Origin of the sequence: Mycobacterium sp., from assembly GCF_035633495.1 — a bacterium.
Classification (GTDB): Bacteria; Actinomycetota; Actinomycetes; order Mycobacteriales; family Mycobacteriaceae; genus Mycobacterium.
The window spans coordinates 17,803-37,158 of record NZ_DASQEU010000116.1 but is presented as its reverse complement, the minus strand read 5'-3'; the positions used below and the strand labels follow the sequence as shown (position 1 = coordinate 37,158).

Genomic DNA, 19,356 nt, shown 5'->3' with positions numbered 1-19,356 from the left:
TGTGGCGCAGGTCACTCGACTTGATGGCGGGGGAAGACGCCTTCCGGCTTGGGCAGCGGCGTGCCGACGGCGATGCGCGTGCCGATCACCCAGAACTCCCGCTGGTCGAACGGCTGGCCGAGCAGATCGAGCAGCCTGGCCGCCGACTCCGGCATCACCGGCTGGATGAGCAGCGAGGCGATGCGCACCACCTCGAGCGTCGTGTACAGCACGGTGCCGAACCGCTCCTGATCGGCCGCGGCGTCGGACTTGCGGAGCACCCACGGCTCCTGCCCGGAGAAGTAACGGTTGGCCGCGCCGAGCATCAGCCAGATCGCCTCGAGGGCGAGGTGCATGGCGGGCACCTCGAACTGAGCGCGGACCTTCTCCAGCAGACCGTCGGCGTGGGCCAACAGTGCGGCGTCGTCGTCGGTGAAGGCACCCGGCGTCGGGACGATTCCGTCGAGGTTCTTGTTGACCATCGACAGCGACCGCTGGGCGAGGTTCCCCAGTTCGTTGGCCAGATCGGTGTTGATCCGGCTGATGATGCCGTCCTCGCTGTAGCTGCCGTCCTGACCGAAGGGCACCTCCCGCAGCAGGAAGAAGCGCACCTGGTCCAGCCCGAAAGCGTCGACGAGCGCGAGCGGGTCGACGACGTTGCCAACCGACTTGCTCATCTTCTCGCCGCGGTTGAAGAGGAAGCCGTGTGCGAAGACCCTTCTGGGCAGCTCGATTCCGGCCGACATCAGGAATGCGGGCCAGTAGACCGTGTGGAACCGGATGATGTCCTTGCCGATCATGTGCAGGTCGGCGGGCCAGTAGCGCCCGAACGCCTCCGACTCGGTGTCGGGGTAACCCGCTCCGGTCAGATAGTTGGTCAACGCGTCCACCCACACGTACATGACGTGCTCGGGATGGTCGGGGACGGGAACGCCCCAGTCGAACGTCGTGCGGGAGATGGACAGGTCGCGCAGCCCGCCGGACACGAAGCTGACGACCTCGTTGCGCCTGACGTCCGGCCCGATGAACTCGGGGTGCGCCTCGTAGTGCGCCAGCAGCCTGTCGGCGTAGGCCGCCAGCCGGAAGAAGTACGTCTGCTCCTCGGTCCACGTCACGGGAGTGCCCGTCTCCGTGGCGATCCTCGACCCGTCGGCGAGCACTTCCAGCTCGTCCTCGGTGAAGAAGCGTTCGTCGCGCACCGAGTACCAGCCGGAGTACGAGTCCAGATAGATGTCACCCGAGGCGTTCATCGCGTTCCAGATCGCGATCGACGCCTCCGTGTGATCGGCGTCCGTGGTGCGGATGAACCGGTCGAAGGAGATCCCGAGCTTCTCCTGCATCGCCTCGAAGGCATCCGAGTTGCGCCGCGCCAGTTCGGCGGTGGGGATGCCCTCGGCAGCGGCCGTCTGCGCCACCTTGAGACCGTGTTCGTCGGTGCCGGTGAGAAACCTGACGTCGAACCCGTCGAGCCGCTTGAAGCGCGCGATGGCATCGGTCGAGACGTATTCGTAGGCGTGCCCGATGTGCGGCGCGCCATTCGGATACGCGATGGCGGTGGTGATGTAGTACGGCTCTCTCATGAGGCCTTCACCTTATTGTGTGGTGTGAGTTCTGGACGCGAGCCGCCGCCGGCCCCCGAGCCGGTAGGTCCCCTCGTCGATGCCCATACGCACCTCGACGCGTGCGGGGCGTCCGACGCCGACGGCGTGCACGCGATCCTCGATCGGGCCGAGGCGGTGGGCGTCACGGCCGTCGTCACGATCGCCGACGATCTCGAGTCGGCCCGCTGGGTCACCCGCGCGGCGGACTGGGATCCCCGGGTCTACGCCGCGGTGGCCCTGCACCCGACGCGCGCCGACGCGCTGACCGACGCCGCCCGGGCGGAGATCGAACGTCTCGCCGCCCATCCGCGCGTGGTCGCGATCGGGGAGACCGGCATGGATCTCTACTGGCCGGGCAAGCTCGAGGGGTGCGCGGAGCCCGCACGGCAGCGCGAGGCGTTCGCCTGGCACATCGACCTCGCCAAGCGCACCGGCAAGCCGCTGATGATCCACAACCGCGACGCCGACGCCGCCGTCCTCGACGTGTTAGCCGTGGAGGGTGCTCCGGACACGGTGATCTTCCACTGCTTCTCGTCCGGACCCGACATGGCGCGTACCTGCGTCGACGCGGGGTGGCTGCTGAGCCTGTCGGGCACCGTGAGTTTCCGCAATGCCCGAGAACTCCGCGAGGCCGCTACGTTGATCCCGCCGGAGCAGCTCCTGGTCGAGACCGACGCGCCGTTCTTGACGCCGCATCCGTTCCGCGGCGCACCGAATGAGTCGTACTGCCTGCCGTACACCGTGCGGGCATTGGCCGAGGTCGTGGGTAGGTCGGCTGCCGACGTGGCTCGCGAGACCACGGAGAACGCGCTCAGGACCTACGGATTCCGCAGCTGAGGACAAGTTGCCGCCACCAGTGGATTTCGTTACCGTCCTGTAATAGAAGTGGTCGGCCCCTGGCGCTCGTTCGTCGCCGACCCGATAGTCGGGAAAGTCTCTGTGAACTATTTGCACAAGCTCCAGGAAGCGCGCTCGCCTCACCTGCGGCTGCTGGTCGCGACTCTGCTCCTCGCGCTGACGTTTGCCGGCGGCTACGCGGTTTCCACCCGCAAGACGGTGACGCTGAACGTCGACGGGGCGTCGGTGACGGTTTCGACCATGAAGTCGCAAGTGATCGACGTCGTCCGGGAGAACGGTTTCGACGTCGGCGAACGCGACGATCTCTACCCCGCGGCAAACGACCCCGTCGAGCAGTCGGAGACGATCGTGTTGCGGCGCAGCCGTCCCCTGCAGATCTCGCTCGACGGTCAGAACAGCCGAGAGGTGTGGACGACGGCGTCGACCGTGCAGGAGGCGCTCGCACAGCTGTCGATGACCGATACCGCTCCCGCCGCGGCGTCGCGAGGTAGCCGCGTACCGCTAGAGGGCATGTCATTGCCGGTGGTGGGCGCGCGAACCGTCCAGATCAACGACGCCGGGGTCATTCGGACGGTCCGGCTCGCAGCGGCCAACGTCGCCGGTTTCCTGGAGACCGCGGGCGTGCCGCTGCAGCAGAGCGACACCGTCGTCCCAGCCGCCGGCTCGCCGGTGATCGACGGGATGCAGATCCAGGTCACCCGCGTTCGCGTCGCGAGGTTGACCCAGAGAGTGCCGTTGGAGCCCGACGACAAAGAGATCCCCGACGTCACGCTGAACATGAGCCGTCGGGTCGTCGACGACCCCGGAACGCCGGGCATCCAGGACGTGACGTACACGGTGGCGACGGTCAACGGAGTGGAGACGGGGAGGCTGCCAGTAGCCAATGTCGTCATCGTTCCGGCTACCGACGGCGTGACTCGGGTCGGCGCAAAGCCTGGGACCGAAGTGCCTGCGGTGAGTCAGGGAGACACCTGGGACGCCTTGTCCAGGTGTGAAGCCGGAGGTAACTGGGCTATAAACACCGGCAATGGATTTTACGGTGGAGTCCAATTTGATCAAAACACATGGGAGCGCAACGGTGGACTGCGCTATGCTCAGCGGGCTGATCTTGCCAGCAGAGAAGAGCAGATTGCGATTGCTGAGGTCACACGGACGCGTCAAGGCTGGGGGGCTTGGCCAGTGTGTAGTGGAAGGGTGGGTGTGCGCTGACGATTCGGCTTCTCGGGCGGACCGAGATACGACATCTGGCTAAGGAACTCGAGTTCCGGCCGCGCAAGGCGTTTGGACAGAACTTCGTCCACGACGCCAACACGGTGCGTCGGATCGTGTCGGCGTCCGGGGTCAATCGCAACGACGTGGTGCTCGAGGTGGGCCCGGGTCTTGGGTCGCTGACTCTGGCGCTGCTCGACCGTGGCGCCAAGGTCACCGCGGTCGAGATCGATCCGGTGTTGGCACGTCAGCTCCCCAAGACGATCGCCGAGCACTCCCATAGTGAGATCAACAGGCTCGTGGTGCTCAACAGCGACGTCCTCGACCTCATGCCGTCCGATCTGGACGAGCAGCCCACCGCGCTCGTCGCGAACCTGCCGTACAACGTCGCGGTGCCGGCGCTGCTGCACCTCCTCGCCCAGTTCCCGACGATCCGGAACGTCATGGTCATGGTTCAGGCCGAGGTCGCCGAGCGGCTCGCCGCCGAGCCCGGTGGCAAGGAATACGGCGTGCCCAGTGCGAAGGTGCGCTTCTACGGCAATGTGCGCCGACACGGAATGGTCTCGCCGACGGTCTTCTGGCCGATTCCGCGGGTCTACTCGGGTCTGGTTCGCATCGACCGCTACGAAACATCCCCATGGCCCACCGACGACGACTTCCGCAAGAAGGTGTTCGGACTCATCGACATCGCCTTCGCGCAGCGTCGCAAGACGTCGCGCAACGCGTTCGCGGAGTGGGCGGGTTCGGGCAACGAATCTGCGGAGCGACTGCTGTCGGCCAGCATCGACCCGGCTCGGCGCGGTGAGACGCTCGGCATCGCCGACTTCGTCAGGCTGCTGCAGCGGTCGGGGCAGGTCGAAGCAGCGCCGCCACAGCCGAACGTCCGCGTGTACTGAGCGGCTAGCACTCAGCACGCGCGGACGTCCGCGTCGCTCTAGCTTTCTCCGTCGGTCTTCTTGGCTTGCTTGGCGGCTTGTCGTGCGTCCTTGTTCCGCAGTTCGTCCATGAGCGGCGTCTCTGCGTAGACGGGGTAGTTGCCCGTGATTCCCACCCGTTCCTGCGCCACTTCGAGCACGCGTCCGCGGACGGCGTACCAGCCGCCGACGAGCGCAGGCACGATCACCAGGAGCGCGATCAGCAGGCCGTCAGGGCGATGCCGGCCCCACGGGACACCCCTCTTGGACATCTTCGAGGTGAACTTCGGCGCGCTGCCGTTCATCGACATCGAGCGCAGGATGCGACCGGTGGAGTACAGCCCGCATTCAGACTCGACAGGGCGGCCGTCAGCACCACGAAATTCATGATGCTGCCCGCTCCCTCGACCCCGATGCTAGAGAAGAACTTGACGAACGGGCTGGTGCCCTGCTTGTACGCCGTGTACGGCAGCAGCAGCGCCAACAGGATGAGAGAGCCGACGTAGAACACCGCGATCCGGAAGATGGCGGGGTTTGAGGCCCTTGTCGTAGCCTTCTTCTTCGTCCGCGAGCGCTGAATTGTCTTATGCGATCGGAGATTCCGTCGTCATTCGTGGAAATCAACCGCCAACGACCCGGGGTGACCCCGTGGGCGGTAGGAGTTGAGTCAAGGAAACGTGTTGCTGGTGTTATCGCCTGCTCACCCGATGGCGCGCGTGACCAGCGAGACGAACTCCGAGCATGACCGATACCGGAGTTCGGGCGTCTTCGCCATCGCCTTCGCCAGAATCGAGTCGAAGGCGCGCGGCATCCAATCGAACCGTCGGGAGTACTTCGGCACCGGGCTGTTCACGTGGGCGTCGACCAATGCCATCGACGTGAGCGCCGTGAACGGCGTTGAACCGGTGAGGAGTTCGACCGTCGTGCATGCCAGCGCATACTCGTCGGAGGCCGCCGAGGGGGCGCGCCCGTGAAGCACCTCCGGCGCCACGTACGGCAGCGACGCGTCGACGTGAGTCGGTCGGCGAGCTGTGCCGTCGGTGACCGCCCGCGCGATGCCGAAATCGGTGAGCATCGCGCCGCCGTCCGAAAATGGCTCGAAGACAAGGATGTTTGCCGGTTTGACGTCGCAGTGCACGATGCCCAGCGTGTGCGCATGGTCCAGTGCGTCGGCGATCTGGGCGAGGGCGGTGAGCCGGTCCTCCCTGGCGGCCAGCCTCAGCACCGTGCCACCCCCGACCAGTTGCATGGCCAGCCAGCCTGGACCGCACTCGTATACGGTCACCACGTGCGGGTGCGCGACCCGCCTGGCAAACTCGAACTCACGGAGCAGCCGGGTCATTTTGGCCGGGTCGTGATGGCGCTCGTCGAGCACTTTGAGTGCCACCGGATCGTCCGGTGCCGCGGCAGGGTGCGCCCGATAGACCGTTGCGGAACCACCGCGGCCGAGGATACCGTCGACCACGTAGTCCTCGAACGTATCCATCGGTGCCAGCATCCTCACAGGCTAGGGTCCGGCAGCGTCCGGCACCGGACCGGAACGGCGCCCCGGTGATCCTTGACACACCTTTCGAGTTTCGAGCAAACACTAGCGTGAGGCCGCTACGGTATCCGCGGGTCGGATGCCGAGCGGCGGGATCAACGAGGGGTATCTCACCACTTCCGTACCCGTTGCAGCGGTGCGACGTTAGTGTCGTTAAGTGCCTCAGTCCGACACTGCCGCCGAGTGGGTATCGACTGGGTCCGTCACCGTTCGCGTGCCCGGCAAGGTCAATCTGTACCTCGCCGTGGGTGATGTACGCGAGGACGGCTACCACGAGCTCACCACGGTGTTCCACGCCGTATCGCTGTTCGACGAGATCACGGTGCGCAACGCCGACGTGCTGTCGTTGGAGTCGTCGGGGGAGGGCTTCAGCGAGGACGGGGCGTCGTTACCCCTGGATCATCGCAACCTGGCCTGGCGCGCTGCGGAGCTGATGGCCGACCACGTCGGGCGCGCCCCGGACGTAGCCATCTCCCTGGAGAAGTCCATCCCCGTGGCAGGTGGCATGGCGGGCGGCAGCGCAGACGCCGCAGCCGTCCTGGTGGCCATGAACGCGCTGTGGGAGCTCGGGGTTCCCCGTCGAGATCTGCACGCCTTGGGAGCACAGCTCGGCAGCGACGTGCCGTTCGCGCTGCATGGTGGGACCGCCCTAGGTACCGGGCGTGGTGAACAGCTGGCAACGGTGTTGGCGCGCAACACCTTTCACTGGGTGCTGGCGTTCGCGAACAGCGGACTCTCGACGCCGAGGGTGTTCGGCGAGATCGACAGGCTGCGGGCAGACACCACCAGGCAGCAGCCGTCGAGACTGGTGGATCCCGAGCCCCTGCTAGCCGCGCTGGCGTCGGGCGACCCGCACGAGCTCGCGCCGCTGCTCGGCAACGACCTCCAGCCGGCCGCCGTGAGCCTCCACACCGGGTTGCGCCGGACGCTGCGCGCGGGTGTCGACGCCGGGGCGTTGGCGGGCATCGTCTCCGGTTCGGGGCCGACGTGCGCGTTTCTTTGCCCGTCGGCCGCCGCCGCGATCGACGTGGGGGCGCAGCTGGCCGGCGCCGGAGTATGCCGGACCGTGCGTGCGGCCAGCGGTCCGGTGCACGGTGCCCGCGTCGTCCCCGCACCTTCGAGGACGGTGTGACCCACACCTCAATCGGCGCAGAAGTTTGGCGGTTACTTAAGGGTCTCTTAAGATGATCGACGGTGACGACTAGCGGTTTCGACGACGGCACGACGACTTCCCCCGCCGGGGCCTCCGGTGGGCGAGCAGGCAGCGGTGGCACCGATCGCGCCCAACTCGACTGGGCAAACCCAGCCGTGTGTCGAGGCATCGCCTCCAGCGTCAGCTCTGCAACACCCGTTTCGAGACTAAAACGCACCCCAATCGTGTGCGCGTTCCTTGGGGTACGCACGCGCGAACAGGTGGAACATGGAAAAGCGCGCGTCGGCAGTGAGGCCGACGCAGGGCTCCTCATACCCAGGAGGTTGTCGTGAGCAGGTTTACCGAGAAGATGTACCGCAACGCTCGGACGGTCACCACCGGCATGGTCACCGGTGAGCCGCACGAGCCGGTGCGTCACACCTGGGGTGAGGTTCACGAGCGCGCACGGTGCATCGCGGGCGGGCTGGCCGCGGCCGGTGTCGAACCTGGCGACGCCGTGGGCGTGCTGGCCGGCTTCCCCGTGGAGATCGCTCCGACCGCGCAGGCGCTCTGGATGCGCGGCGCCAGCCTTACGATGCTGCACCAGCCCACCCCGCGTACCGACCTGGTCGTGTGGGCCGAGGACACGATGAACGTCATCGGGATGATCGAGGCCACGGCCGTCATCGTCTCCGAGCCTTTCCTCGTCGCGATCCCGGTGCTGGAGGAGAAGGGCATCAAGGTCCTCAAGATCTCCGACCTCCTCGCGGCCGAGCCCATCGACCCCGTCGAGACCGACGAGGACGACCTCGCCCTCATGCAGTTGACGAGCGGCTCGACCGGGTCGCCCAAGGCGGTCCAGATCACGCACCGCAACGTCTACTCCAACGCAGAGGCCATGTTCATCGGCGCCCAGTACGACGTCACCAAGGACGTCATGGTCAGCTGGCTGCCCTGCTTCCACGACATGGGCATGGTCGGCTTCCTGACCATCCCGATGTACTTCGGTGCCGAGTTGGTCAAGGTCACGCCGATGGACTTTCTGCGCGACACGCTGCTGTGGGCCAAGCTGATCGACAAGTACAAGGGCACCATGACCGCGGCGCCCAACTTTGCCTACGCGCTGTTCGCCAAGCGCCTGCGCAACCAGGCCGAGCCGGGACAGTTCGACCTGTCGACCCTGCGCTTCGCCCTGTCGGGCGCCGAGCCGGTGGAGCCCGCCGACGTGGAGGACCTGCTCGACGCCGGAAAGCCCTTCGGGCTGCGGCCAGAGGCCATCCTGCCCGCCTACGGCATGGCCGAGACGACGCTCGCCGTGTCGTTCTCGGAGTGCGGCGCCGGCCTGGTGGTCGACGAAGTCGATGCCGATCTGCTGGCCGCACTGCGGCGCGCCGTGCCGTCCACCAAGGGGAACACCCGACGTTTGGCCTCCCTCGGCCCGCTGCTGCGTGACCTCGAGGCCCGCGTCGTCGACGAGCACGGCGAGGTGATGCCCGCGCGCGGCGTCGGCGTCATCGAGCTCCGCGGCGAGTCACTGACGCCCGGTTACATCACGATGGGCGGTTTCCTGCCCGCCCAGGACCAGCACGGCTGGTACGACACCGGTGACCTCGGCTACCAGATGGAGAACGGCCACGTCGTGGTCTGCGGCCGCGTCAAGGACGTCATCATCATGGCCGGCCGCAACATCTACCCGACCGACATCGAACGGGCCGCGGGCCGCGTCAAGGGCGTTCGGCCCGGCTGCGCAGTCGCCGTCCGGCTCGACGCGGGCCACTCCCGCGAGACGTTCGCCGTCGCAGTGGAGTCCAATGCCTGGGAGGACCCGATCGAGTTGCGTCGCATCGAGCACCAGGTCGCTCACGAGGTGGTGACGGAGGTCGACGTGCGGCCCCGCAACGTCGTGGTCCTCGGCCCGGGCACGATTCCGAAGACGCCGTCGGGCAAGTTGCGTCGCGCGAACTCGGTGTCGCTCGTCACGTAACTCCCCCCTCTCCTTGCGCGAGCGTGCGTGTCTGCTCCGCGACAGGCCGCTCGCGATGACACTTTGCGCACGCTCGTCGAAGCCCGGGGATGCCGGTGCGATGAGTCCGGCCCTCGCGGCCGGTCTGAAACTCCATGCGATTGAAAATGAATGGCCGTTCGTCGGGGTGTCTCGCTACGGTTGACCGATGAACGCCCCAGCCATCGAGGCCGTCGATCTGGTCAAGAGGTTCGGGGGCGACGCCGACGACAGGCCGGCCGTCGACGGCGTGAGCTTCACCGTGCCGCAGGGGACGGTGATGGGACTCCTCGGCCCCAACGGCGCGGGCAAGACCACCACCGTCCGGATGATGACGACGCTCACGGAGCCGACGAGTGGCACCGCGCGGGTGGCCGGCTACGACGTCCGGACCGAGCCCGCGATGGTGCGCAGCAACATGGGTCTCACCGGGCAGGCGGCGACGGTCGACGAACTTCTCACCGGCCGCGAGAACATCCGCATGATCGGCGCCTTGTACGGCATCGGTCGGCGCGACGTCGCCCGGCTCGGAGACCAATTGCTGGAGCGTTTTTCGATCGCCGAGGCGGCCGATCGGCCGGTCAAGTCCTACTCCGGTGGCATGCGCAGGCGCATCGATCTGGCGGTCAGCCTGATCGCGTCGCCGCCGGTGCTCTTCCTCGACGAGCCGACTACCGGGCTGGATCCGCGCAGCCGCATCGATCTGTGGGATGTGCTCCGCGACTTGGTTTCTCGCGGTACCACACTGTTGCTGACGACCCAGTACCTCGAAGAGGCCGACCAACTCGCCGACGACATCGTCGTCATGGACCGGGGTCGCGTCATCGCCAAGGGCACGCCGCTGCAGCTCAAGCAGCAGGCGGGCAACGCGAGCCTGGTGGTGACGGTGTCCCACGCCGCCGACCTGCAGACGGCCCGCGAGTTGATGACCAAGGCGGGCATCGAGGTGCACGTCGACGCGGGAGCGCGCCAGCTCACCGCGGCGGCGGAGGGGATAGCCGACATGACGCGGGTGGCCGGCTGGCTGCAGGAGCGCCGGATCGAGGTCGACGACATCGGACTGTCCAGACCGAGCCTCGATGACGTCTTCCTGTCCCTCACCGGCCACCGTGCCGAGGACGACGAAACCGAGGAGAGCCGAGTATGACGACCGTTGCGCCGAGATCCGCCGTCGATGCGTCGCGGCCGGAGACGCGTCAAACCACCGTGTTCCAACAGTCCTGGATCATGGTCAAGCGCAACATGATCCACACCAGGCGCATGCCGGAGATGCTGAGCGACGTCACGGTACAGCCGATCATGTTCGTTCTGCTCTTTGCGTTCGTCTTCGGCGCCTCGATCGCCAACACCGGCGGGTCGTCCTACCGTGAATTCCTCCTGCCCGGCATTCAGGCGCAGACCATCGTGTTCACCGCATTCGTCGTCGCCTCCGGCATCACCGCCGACGTCGAGAAGGGCATCATCGACAGGTTCCGGTCGTTGCCCATCCGGCGGTCGTCGGTGCTCATCGGCCGCAGTGTCGCGAGCCTGATCCATTCGTCGATCGGCATCGTGGTCATGGCGATCACCGGACTGTGCATCGGTTGGCGCATCAGGGGAGGCGTCGCGGAGGCCGTGCTCGCGTTCGCGTTGATCCTGGTATTCGGCTTCGGGATGATCTGGTTCGGCATCCTCGTAGGATCGCTGATGCGGTCGGTGGAGGCGGTCAACGGCGTGATGTTCACCGTGCTGTTCCCGATCACCTTCCTGGCCAATACGTTCGCGCCCACCGAGCCGATGCCCAAGTGGCTCCGGGTGATCGCCGAGTGGAACCCCGTCTCGTCGCTGGCGCAGGCCATGCGCGAACTGTGGGGTAACGGCCCTGCGGCCCCGCCCGAAGCGCAGTTGCCGCTGCACCATCCGGTGCTGGCCACCATCCTGTGGTCGCTGGTCATGACCGCGGTGATCGCACCGTTTGCGCTGCGCGCCTACACGCGCCGCACGTCGGACTAGGCGGGCGTGCGGGCGCCGGCGGGCATCCGGTCGTAGACGCGCCAAATCAGCAACTCGTGCTCGACGGCGCCGATCTCGCCGTCGGCGAGTGCGCGGTCGGCACGTGCCAGGTCGTCCGCCAGCGAGCACAACTCGGCGAACCTCTCGGCGATGAGAGTGTCGTCGGCACCCGCCATGCGGACCGCCGCCAGTGTCCGAACGCCGCCGCGAGTGGCGCCGGCCATCGCCATGACCGCCGCTCCCGTGCCGAGGAAGGCGACAGTGGAGATTCCGAGTGCTGCGCCCGAACCGATGGCGGGAACCAGGAGGATCTCCAAGGCCAGGAATAACGTGATTCCCCAGACCGGCCATGCGCGCCATGCGCGCAGCAGCATCCGATCCTCGGCCGAGATGCCGGGCGGAAAGACCACGAGTCGGTAGCGGGTGACGCCGTAACGCCTCGGCGAGACGGCCAGTGAACCCCAGGTGTGCCCGCCGTCGAGCAATTGCCGCCAGCGGGGCTCGTGGGTCGAATCGTTCATGTCTTCAGGTCTACGCCGTGCCGCGCGCGAGGGCGACGATCCGTACGCAATTCTTAGGGGCTCTTGGTAGATCTTTACGCACACTGAGTATTGTCTACTATACCTAGAATGACGGATCGCGTCTCCGGACGAATCGCCAACCACCCCACCGTGCGAAAGGTGCTCGCCCGCAAGACCGAACCGCCACCCGCCGTGATCGACGCCGAATGGCCACGCCAGACCTGTCTGGCCGCGGGTGCCGACGACGTCGCCTTCGCCAGCGTCGACAATCCAGACCTGGCCTCCGAACGCGAGCACGTCGAATCCGCGCTGCCCGGCACCAGGAGTTACATCTCGCTGGTCGTGCGCATGAACCGCGACAACGTCCGATCGGTTGCGCGCAGCGTCGCCAACCAGGAGTTCCACCGCACCGGCGAGATCATCAACGAGGCCACGCACCGGGTCACCCGCGCACTGCAGGACGCCGGACACCGTGCGCTGAACCCGTCGGCAACGTTTCCGATGGAGATGGACGAGTTTCCTGGCCGGATCTGGGTCGTCGCGCACAAGCCGGTCGCGGTGGCATCCGGTCTTGGCGTGATGGGCATCCACCGCAACGTGATCCACCCCGAGTTCGACAACTTCATCCTGCTCGCCACCTTCCTGGTCGACGCGCCGGTGTCCAGTTACGTTGAACCGCTTGACTATTCACCGTGTCTGGAGTGCAAGCTGTGTGTCGCGGCGTGCCCCGTGGGGGCCATCGGCAAGGACGGCGAGTTCGACTTCGTCGCGTGCTCGGTGCACAACTACCGCGAGTTCATGGGCGGCTTCACCGACTAACTGTCGACCATCGCCGACAGTTCCGACGCAGCGGACTTCCGTTCTCGCGTCCCCGATTCGGAGAATGCGTCGATGTGGCAGAGCCTGTCCTTCAAGGCGAACTACGAGGCCGCGTACTGCCTGGCGGTTGCCCGGCGGGCGAGGACGTCATCGAACCGTTCCTCGATGACCGAAAGGGCTTCATGGACCTGGTGTTGAAACCGCTTCGGGCCAAACGGGAGACGCTCTACGTGCTGCCGAACTCGGCCGCGAAGGCGCACGCCGAGAAGCGGTACCCGCACAAGCCGGTGAAGGTGGTCGACAGCGGGATTCACGGCTTGAGCTAGAGCCGAGGCGGCCGCGAGCGTGCGCAAAGTGCGAAATCGCCTCGGCGTGTTGGCCGCAGACACGCACGCTCGCGCAAGGAGTGGTCAGCCCCAGGCGTGGACGGTGCTCTGCGCGGCCTCGAGGCCCAACTGAATCAACAGTTCGGTGGCGTCGGCGGCCTGCTCGCAGATCGTGCCGACCTCCGGGCGTTCGGCGGCGTTGAAGTTCTCCAGCACGTAGGTCGCGGGGTCCTTGCGGCCGGGCGGCCGTCCGATCCCGACACGCACGCGCTGAAAGTCCTTGGTGCCCAACGCCGAAGCGACGGAGCGCAGGCCGTTGTGGCCACCTTCGCCGCCCCCCAGCTTGAGCCGGATCCGACCGAAGTCGATGTCCAGCTCGTCATGGATGGCGATGACGTCGGCCGGAGGCACCGAGTAGAAGTTGGCCAACGGGCCGACCTGGCGTCCGGACTCGTTCATGTAGACGCGCGGCTTGGCCAGCACCACCGACCGCCCGCCGAGGCGACCCGTCGTCACCTCGGCGCCGGACTTCTTGTGCACCTTGAAACCCGAGCCGAGGCGATCGGCGAGGATGTCGGCGACGAGGAAGCCCAGATTGTGCCGCGTCGTCGCGTACCGCGGTCCGGGATTGCCCAGGCCGACCACCAAGAGCGGTTCGGCCACGTCAGGGACCCGCCCCTACCCGGATTACTCGGACTCGGTCTCGGCGGCGTCGCCCTCGGCCTCGTCGGACTCCTCGGCAACCAGTGCGTCGGCGCTCTCGCCGGCGCCTTCGGCCTCGAGGTCCGCAGCGGTCGGTGCCTGGATGACGTTGACGACCAGCAGCTCGGGATCGGAGATCAGCGTGACGCCGTCGGGCAGCGGCACCTGCGAGGCGAGGAACTGCGTGCCCGCCGGGATGCCCTCGACCGACAGCGTCAGGCTCTCGGGGATGGACATCGCGTCGGACTCGATCTCGATGGTGTTGGACTCCTGGTTGACCAGGGTGTCCGGGCCGGCGTCGCCCTCGACGACGACGTTGATCTCGACGGTGACTCTCTCGCCGCGACGGACGATGATGAGGTCGACGTGCTGGATGTTGCGCCGGATCGGGTGGATCTCGATCGCCTTCGGCAGCGCCAGGGCTTCCTTGCCGTCGATGTCGAGGGTGAGGACCGCGTTGGTGCCGAAGTTACGAAGCACGGCGGCGAACTCGCGGGCGGGCAGCGTCAGGTGCTGGGGATCGGCGCCGTGGCCGTAGAGGACGGCGGGCACCTTGCCGTCGCGACGGGCCTGACGCGACGCGCCCTTGCCGGTCTTGGTTCGGACCTCAGCGGTCAGATTGTTCGATGCGTGGGCCGCAGTCTTGGCCATGTGATGTCGCTCCTGTGCCGTTTGGTCTCGGTGGCACGGTGAGGGCGACTAGAAGCAGCTGTGCTGCGAATCAGTTCCCGTCGATAACGGTGGCCTGATGAGTCCACCCTCGCCGTGATCGTCCGCAAGGCTAGCGCAAGCCGGGTGCGACTACGAAATCAGACTGCGAATTTGGTCTGCACGAGCTGCTCGGACAGGTCCCAGAGCGCCGTCGCGGTCTTGGTGTTGCTGGCCAGCGGACTGCGCGCCGACAGGCCGGTGGGCCCCGCCATGCCGAATTTCGGACCGATGAAGCTGTCGCCGGGCAGCGGCTGCGACACGGCGAAGAGGGTCTGACGGGCCCCGAAGTCGGCGCCGGTGGCCAGCTTGTTGCCCAGCGACATGAGCGTGCTGCTGATCTTGCCCGTGGCGTGGCCCTGCAGGTTGGGGGCCGAGTAACCCGGGTGGGCGGCGACCGCCAGCACCGTCGAGCCCGCGGCGTCGAGCCGGTGCTGCAGCTCCCTGGTGAACAGCAGATTCGCCAGCTTGGACTGGCCGTAGGCCAGCCACGCGGAGTAGGGCCGCGACTTCCAGTTCAGGTCCTTGAGGCTGATCTTGCCGATCAGGTGCATCATCGACGACACCGTCACCACCCGCTCGGAGATCTTGGGCATCAGCAGGTTCGTCAGCGCGAAGTGCCCGAGGTGGTTGGTACCGATCTGGCTATCGAAGCCGTCGACGGTCTGGGCGTACGGCACCGCCATGATTCCGGCGTTGTTGACCAACACGTCGATCGCGTCGATCGAGTCGGCGAATGCCCGCACCGAGGACAGGTCCTGCAGATCGAGCTTGCGGACCTCCACCTCGCCGGTCATGCCCGCCGCTGCGGCGTTGCCCTTTTGAGGTTGCGCACGGCCACGACGACCTTGGCGCCGACGCGGGCCAGTTCCCGCGCGGTGACCTCACCGAGCCCGCTGTTGGCTCCCGTGACGATGACGGTCCGCCCGGCAAATCGGGGCAGATCCTTCGACGTCCAGTCACTCGTGCCGCCCAGAATAGAGAGTCCTATTTCTTGGCGACGGTGAAGCCCTTGATGATCGCTTGGATGTCCGGCCCGTCGGCTTGGGCCTGGTCGGCGAACGCGGTCACGGTGAGCTGGATCAGATACTTCTGTCCGGGCAGATTGGCCCGTGCCGGAGTGCCTTCGGCGATCACGATCCGGTTGTAGCTTTGCATCCGCTGCCCGTTGAGGTCGTAGCTGCCCTCGATCATCGCCGAGGGGAATCCGCGGAAGTTGTCGTTGGAGGCATTGAGTTGCTTGAAGTTCTCCGACAACTCGGCGTCGCCGTTGGCGTGCTTCAACGCCTCGGCGACGTCGAAGTTCCCGTCCAACTGGAAGACGAGGAGCATCGCCGTCGGGTACGTGTCGCCCTTGGCAATGGTTCGCGTGCCTGGCGAGAGGTTCACGTTGAAGTAGGGCTTCCAGCCCGGCGGCTCGGGTACGGACACCGTCAGGTCGGTCAATTTGTCGGGTGCGACGGGTGCTCCTGTGATGCCGCTGTTCTCGAAGTACGTCGAGATGGAGATCGGCTTGTCGGTGCTCGGAGCGGTGGTGGTCGTGGTCGTCGTGGTCCAGATGGACTTGTAGTCCGGCGCCGACGGGCTACACCCGGCCACGGCGAGGGCGACCACGAAGACGGCTCCCGCGATTCCCGCGACCCTCACGAGACCGCCACCTTGAAGCCGGAGACGACGTCCTTCACCGGGGACGACTGCGCGATCGGCTGATCGGCGGGCGTCGTCGCGGTGAGCTGAACCAGGTAGCGCTCACTGGTCGACGGTACGTCGGCCAGGACGATCCGGCTGAAGTGCTCGTCGCCGCCCGAGATGCCCTGGGTCGCGGCAGACGGGAAGCCGTCGTAGTCGTCGAAGGACTCGGAGACGTTCGTGGCGGTCGGCGCCAGCGCATCGGAGTTGGCGTGGCGGATCGCGTCCTTGGGGTCGAAGTCGCCGACGAGGCGGATGGCCATCAGGGTCGCCGACGGAAACGAACCGGCGGCCCCGACGGGCTGAACGAATTCGACGCCGGTCGAGAACAGCGGATCACTGGTCTGCGCCCAACCATCGGGGACGGGCACCGTGACCGCGAGCCCGGGGGCCTTGTCGAGGTGGACGGGCTCTCCCGTGACGTTGATCGAGGCCAAGTAGTCCTTGAACGCCAACGGCTTTCCCGTGGCCGGCGTGGTGCGCGGGGGCGCCGGGGTCATCGAGGGGATCACGCTCGTCGACGACGTCGCCTGGGCCGACGACGACGGCGCCGCGGCGTCGCCGCCTCCGAAGCCACAGCCGGCGAGCACCAGCGCCGTCGCCAGCACACCGATGGAGTGGACCAACGTCACGAAATCTCACGGCCGTCGGACATCTCAGGCATCCCCGTCGAACAGTCCCGTCACCGAGCCGTTTTCGAACACCGCGCGGATGGTGCTGGCCAGCAGCGGCGCAATCGACAGCACGGTCAGCTGGGGGAACATCTTGTCCTCGCCGATCGGCAACGTGTTGGTGACCACCACTTCGCGGGCGCCGCTCTCGGCCAGTCGGTCGCGGGCCGGGTCGGACAGCACACCGTGGGTGGCGGCGATGATGACGTCGGCCGCGCCGTCCTCCTTGAGCAGCTTGACCGCGCCGGCGATGGTGCCACCGGTGTCGATCATGTCGTCAGTGAGGATGCAAGTCCTGCCTCTGACGTCGCCCACCACGCGGTTGGACTTGACCTGGTTCGGCACCATCGGATCGCGGGTCTTGTGAATGAACGCCAGCGGTACGCCGCCGAGCGAATCGGCCCACTTCTCGGCGACGCGCACGCGCCCGGAGTCGGGGGAGACGACGACCATGTCGTGACTGGCGTAGTTCTCGGCGATGTACCCGCACAGCAGTGCCTGGCCGCGCATGTGGTCGACGGGCCCGTCGAAGAAACCCTGGATCTGATCGGTGTGCAGATCGACGGAGACGATGCGGTCGGCGCCAGCGGTCTTGAGCAGGTCGGCGACCAGGCGTGCCGAGATCGGTTCACGCCCGCGGTGCTTCTTGTCCTGGCGGGCGTAGGGATAGAAGGGCAGGATCGCCGTGATGCGCTTGGCGCTACCCCGCTTGAGTGCGTCGATCATGAGCAGCTGTTCCATCAGCCACTTGTTCAGCGGCGCGGGATGGGATTGCAGTACGAAGGCATCGCAGCCGCGCACCGACTCGTCGAAGCGCACGAAGATCTCACCGTTCGCGAAGTCACGGGCAGTCTGCGCGGTGACGCTGACGTCCAGTTCCTTCGCGACCTGCTCGGCTAGCTCGGGATGCGCGCGACCCGAGAACAGCATCAGGTTCTTGCGATTGTCGGTCCAGTCCGTGGCCACTGAGAGCTGCCTTTGCCGTCGGGGATCGATACGGGGCAATCGTACGTAGCGATTCTGGGGCCGCGTGGCCGGGTTGCCAGAATGCCAACGTCAGGTGTCCGATTGGTCGCCGTCGTCGGTCGCGTTTCGGGCTGCCTGCGCCGCGGCACTGTTGGGTCGTTTGCGCGCTACCCAGCCCTCGATGTTGCGCTGCGGCCCCGCCGAGACGGCCAGCGCGCCGGGCGGCACGTCCTCCCGCACGACCGTGCCGGCCCCCGTGTAGGCGCCATCGCCGACGACGACGGGCGCCACGAACATGGTGTCTGATCCGGTGCGCACGTGGGAGCCAATCGTGGTGCGCCGCTTGGTTTCTCCATCGTAGTTGACGAACACGCTGGAGGCGCCGATGTTGCTGTTCTCGCCGATGTCGGCGTCGCCGACGTAGGTCAGGTGTGGCACCTTGGTCCCGGCTCCGATGGTCGCGTTCTTGGTCTCGACGAACGTGCCGATCTTGCCTTCCGTCCCGAGTTCAGTGCCCGGCCGCAAGTACGCGAACGGGCCGACGACGGCCGCGTCGCCGATCACCGAGGACGAGCCCTGGGTGCGGATCACGGTGGCGCCGTCGCCGACGGTCACGCCGGTCAGGGTGGTGTCGGGCCCGATCTGGCAGCGCGCGCCGATGCGGGTGGTGCCGAGCAGTTGAGTGCCCGGGGCGACGACGGTGTCGCGACCGACGGTCACGTCGACGTCGATCCACGTCGTGGCCGGGTCGACGACGGTCACCCCGCTGCGCTGCAGGTTGGCGACGATGCGCCGGTTGAGCTCGCGGTGCAGATCGGCCAGTTGGACACGGTCGTTGATGCCCGCCACCAGCGCACTGTCGTCCACGTGTCGGGCCCGTACCCGCTGTTGGCCGCGACGGATGATCTCGATGGCGTCGGTGAGGTAGAGCTCGCGCTGCGCGTTGTCGGAGCGCAGTTTGGTCAGTGCGGAGCGCAGCGTCGCGGCGTCGAACGCGTACACGGCGGCGTTGACCTCGCGGATCGCCCGCTGCGAGGCCGTGGCGTCGGCCTGCTCGACGATGCTCATCACCTCGCCGTCCTGCGTGCGCAGGATCCGGCCGTATCCCGTGGGGTCGGGAAGCGTCGTGGTCAGCAGTGTCGCCGCGACGGCCTCACTGCCGTGGGCGTCGATGAGCCCGGCCAGGGTGTCGGCGTCCAGCAGGGGAACGTCGCCCGCGGTGACCACCACGGTGCCCTCGAAGTCGTCGGGTAGTGCGGCCAGTCCGCAGGTGACGGCGTGTCCGGTGCCCAGCTGTTCCTCCTGGATGGCGACGTCGATCGGGCGGTCGAGTTCTTCGGCCAGGCTGGCGACGGCTGGGATGACGCGGTCGCGGTCCTTGCCGACCACGACCACCAGGTGCCGCGGGGAGACCTTCGCGATGGCGTGGAGGGCGTGCGCGATCACGCTGCGGCCCGCCAGCGTGTGCAGGACCTTGGGCACGTCGGACTGCATCCGGGTGCCTGCCCCTGCCGCCAGGACGATGACCGCGGTTTCGCCTCGTGTCGTCATGGATCCCTCACTCCCGGGCGAGCGTGCGCGTCGTGCCGGTCCAAGCGGCGTGTCGCGGAGCAGACACGCATGCTCGCGGTAGATGTTGCTCCGTCGCCAGGACTCGAACCTGAACTATCTGAACCAAAATCAGAGGTGCTGCCGATTACACCACGACGGACTGCGGGTGTGAC

At 67.0% G+C, this 19,356-nt stretch carries 16 protein-coding genes, 1 tRNA gene and 3 pseudogenes; 8 read left to right on the top strand and 12 right to left on the bottom strand.

The window, feature by feature from the left end; all coding sequences use genetic code 11:
- Positions 1-11: 11 nt before the first annotated feature.
- Positions 12-1,559 (bottom strand): methionine--tRNA ligase, encoded by a 1,548-nt coding sequence (metG, locus tag VET27_RS17765; protein ID WP_526520450.1) that lies wholly within the window; start codon positions 1,557-1,559, stop codon positions 12-14.
- A 15-nt stretch (positions 1,560-1,574) separates the two neighbouring features.
- Here metG and VET27_RS17760 point away from each other — a divergent pair, with 15 nt between their 5' ends.
- From VET27_RS17760 to rsmA, 3 genes are all read left to right on the top strand, one after another.
- Complete coding sequence (locus VET27_RS17760; protein WP_526520448.1) at positions 1,575-2,417, top strand: TatD family hydrolase; 843 nt, start codon at positions 1,575-1,577, stop codon at positions 2,415-2,417.
- A gap of 102 nt (positions 2,418-2,519) precedes the next feature.
- On the top strand, positions 2,520-3,647 hold the full coding sequence (locus VET27_RS17755; RefSeq protein WP_526520446.1) for a transglycosylase family protein: 1,128 nt from the start codon (positions 2,520-2,522) through the stop codon (positions 3,645-3,647).
- A complete protein-coding gene (rsmA, locus tag VET27_RS17750; RefSeq protein ID WP_526520585.1) occupies positions 3,644-4,543 on the top strand; it encodes a 16S rRNA (adenine(1518)-N(6)/adenine(1519)-N(6))-dimethyltransferase RsmA in 900 nt (299 codons plus the stop codon). The genes VET27_RS17755 and rsmA overlap by 4 nt, the downstream gene beginning before the upstream one ends.
- Positions 4,544-4,581: 38 nt before the next feature.
- Here the strand turns inward: rsmA and VET27_RS17745 are convergent.
- Both VET27_RS17745 and VET27_RS17740 read right to left on the bottom strand, forming a co-directional pair.
- A pseudogene (locus VET27_RS17745) lies at positions 4,582-5,117 on the bottom strand (amino acid permease); the annotation flags it as partial.
- A gap of 144 nt (positions 5,118-5,261) precedes the next feature.
- Positions 5,262-6,059, bottom strand: a complete 798-nt coding sequence (locus tag VET27_RS17740; protein ID WP_526520444.1) for a serine/threonine-protein kinase — start codon at positions 6,057-6,059, stop codon at positions 5,262-5,264.
- A gap of 202 nt (positions 6,060-6,261) precedes the next feature.
- Between VET27_RS17740 and VET27_RS17735 the strand changes: the two genes are divergently transcribed.
- The 4 genes from VET27_RS17735 to VET27_RS17720 all read left to right on the top strand — a co-directional run bounded on the left by VET27_RS17735 (position 6,262) and on the right by VET27_RS17720 (position 11,230).
- On the top strand, positions 6,262-7,236 hold the full coding sequence (locus VET27_RS17735; RefSeq protein WP_526520442.1) for a 4-(cytidine 5'-diphospho)-2-C-methyl-D-erythritol kinase: 975 nt from the start codon (positions 6,262-6,264) through the stop codon (positions 7,234-7,236).
- A 349-nt stretch (positions 7,237-7,585) separates the two neighbouring features.
- Complete coding sequence (locus tag VET27_RS17730) at positions 7,586-9,220, top strand: fatty acyl-AMP ligase (RefSeq protein ID WP_526520440.1); 1,635 nt, start codon at positions 7,586-7,588, stop codon at positions 9,218-9,220.
- 187 nt (positions 9,221-9,407) lie between these two features.
- Positions 9,408-10,385 (top strand): efflux ABC transporter ATPase subunit, DrrA-related, encoded by a 978-nt coding sequence (locus tag VET27_RS17725; RefSeq protein WP_526520438.1) that lies wholly within the window; start codon positions 9,408-9,410, stop codon positions 10,383-10,385.
- Positions 10,382-11,230 carry an ABC transporter permease gene (locus tag VET27_RS17720; protein WP_526520436.1) on the top strand — a complete coding sequence of 283 codons (849 nt, stop codon included), beginning with the start codon at positions 10,382-10,384 and terminating at the stop codon, positions 11,228-11,230. The genes VET27_RS17725 and VET27_RS17720 overlap by 4 nt, the downstream gene beginning before the upstream one ends.
- On the opposite strand, the gene VET27_RS17715 is transcribed toward VET27_RS17720, so the two are convergent.
- Entirely contained in the window at positions 11,227-11,751 is a 525-nt protein-coding gene (locus VET27_RS17715) for a DUF6611 family protein (protein ID WP_526520434.1), read from the bottom strand. The genes VET27_RS17720 and VET27_RS17715 overlap by 4 nt on opposite strands.
- Positions 11,752-11,859: 108 nt before the next feature.
- Here VET27_RS17715 and VET27_RS17710 point away from each other — a divergent pair.
- Positions 11,860-12,896: pseudogene (locus VET27_RS17710) on the top strand (4Fe-4S binding protein).
- A gap of 84 nt (positions 12,897-12,980) precedes the next feature.
- On the opposite strand, the gene pth reads toward VET27_RS17710, so the two are convergent.
- From pth to VET27_RS17670, 8 genes and pseudogenes are all read right to left on the bottom strand, one after another.
- The gene (gene pth / locus VET27_RS17705; RefSeq protein ID WP_526520432.1) at positions 12,981-13,559 is read right to left on the bottom strand and encodes an aminoacyl-tRNA hydrolase; all 579 of its coding nucleotides are present in this window, start codon (positions 13,557-13,559) and stop codon (positions 12,981-12,983) included.
- Between the two features lie 24 nt (positions 13,560-13,583).
- Positions 13,584-14,249, bottom strand: a complete 666-nt coding sequence (locus VET27_RS17700; RefSeq protein WP_526520430.1) for a 50S ribosomal protein L25/general stress protein Ctc — start codon at positions 14,247-14,249, stop codon at positions 13,584-13,586.
- Between the two features lie 158 nt (positions 14,250-14,407).
- Positions 14,408-15,282, bottom strand: a pseudogene (locus tag VET27_RS17695) (oxidoreductase).
- Positions 15,283-15,293: 11 nt separating this feature from the next.
- The gene (locus tag VET27_RS17690) at positions 15,294-15,953 is read right to left on the bottom strand and encodes an LpqN/LpqT family lipoprotein (RefSeq protein WP_526520428.1); all 660 of its coding nucleotides are present in this window, start codon (positions 15,951-15,953) and stop codon (positions 15,294-15,296) included.
- Entirely contained in the window at positions 15,950-16,627 is a 678-nt protein-coding gene (locus tag VET27_RS17685) for an LpqN/LpqT family lipoprotein (protein WP_526520426.1), read from the bottom strand. The genes VET27_RS17690 and VET27_RS17685 overlap by 4 nt, the downstream gene beginning before the upstream one ends.
- A 24-nt stretch (positions 16,628-16,651) precedes the next feature.
- Positions 16,652-17,632: a ribose-phosphate diphosphokinase gene (locus tag VET27_RS17680; RefSeq protein ID WP_526520424.1), complete on the bottom strand. Its 981-nt coding sequence runs from the start codon at positions 17,630-17,632 to the stop codon at positions 16,652-16,654.
- 90 nt (positions 17,633-17,722) lie between these two features.
- Positions 17,723-19,183 carry a bifunctional UDP-N-acetylglucosamine diphosphorylase/glucosamine-1-phosphate N-acetyltransferase GlmU gene (glmU, locus tag VET27_RS17675; protein WP_526520422.1) on the bottom strand — a complete coding sequence of 487 codons (1,461 nt, stop codon included), beginning with the start codon at positions 19,181-19,183 and terminating at the stop codon, positions 17,723-17,725.
- An 88-nt stretch (positions 19,184-19,271) separates the two neighbouring features.
- Positions 19,272-19,343: transfer RNA gene (locus tag VET27_RS17670), tRNA-Gln, on the bottom strand.
- Positions 19,344-19,356: the final 13 nt, after the last annotated feature.

Bases quoted from the DNA above. Each gene is read 5' to 3' on its own strand.
- VET27_RS17740 (WP_526520444.1), bottom strand. From the start codon at position 6,059: ATGCTGGCACCGATGGATACGTTCGAGGACTACGTGGTCGACGGTATC.
- glmU (WP_526520422.1), bottom strand. From the start codon at position 19,183: ATGACGACACGAGGCGAAACCGCGGTCATCGTCCTGGCGGCAGGGGCA.
- VET27_RS17725 (WP_526520438.1), top strand. From the start codon at position 9,408: ATGAACGCCCCAGCCATCGAGGCCGTCGATCTGGTCAAGAGGTTCGGG.
- VET27_RS17720 (WP_526520436.1), top strand. From the start codon at position 10,382: ATGACGACCGTTGCGCCGAGATCCGCCGTCGATGCGTCGCGGCCGGAG.
- VET27_RS17715 (WP_526520434.1), bottom strand. From the start codon at position 11,751: ATGAACGATTCGACCCACGAGCCCCGCTGGCGGCAATTGCTCGACGGC.
- metG (WP_526520450.1), bottom strand. From the start codon at position 1,559: ATGAGAGAGCCGTACTACATCACCACCGCCATCGCGTATCCGAATGGC.
- VET27_RS17700 (WP_526520430.1), bottom strand. From the start codon at position 14,249: ATGGCCAAGACTGCGGCCCACGCATCGAACAATCTGACCGCTGAGGTC.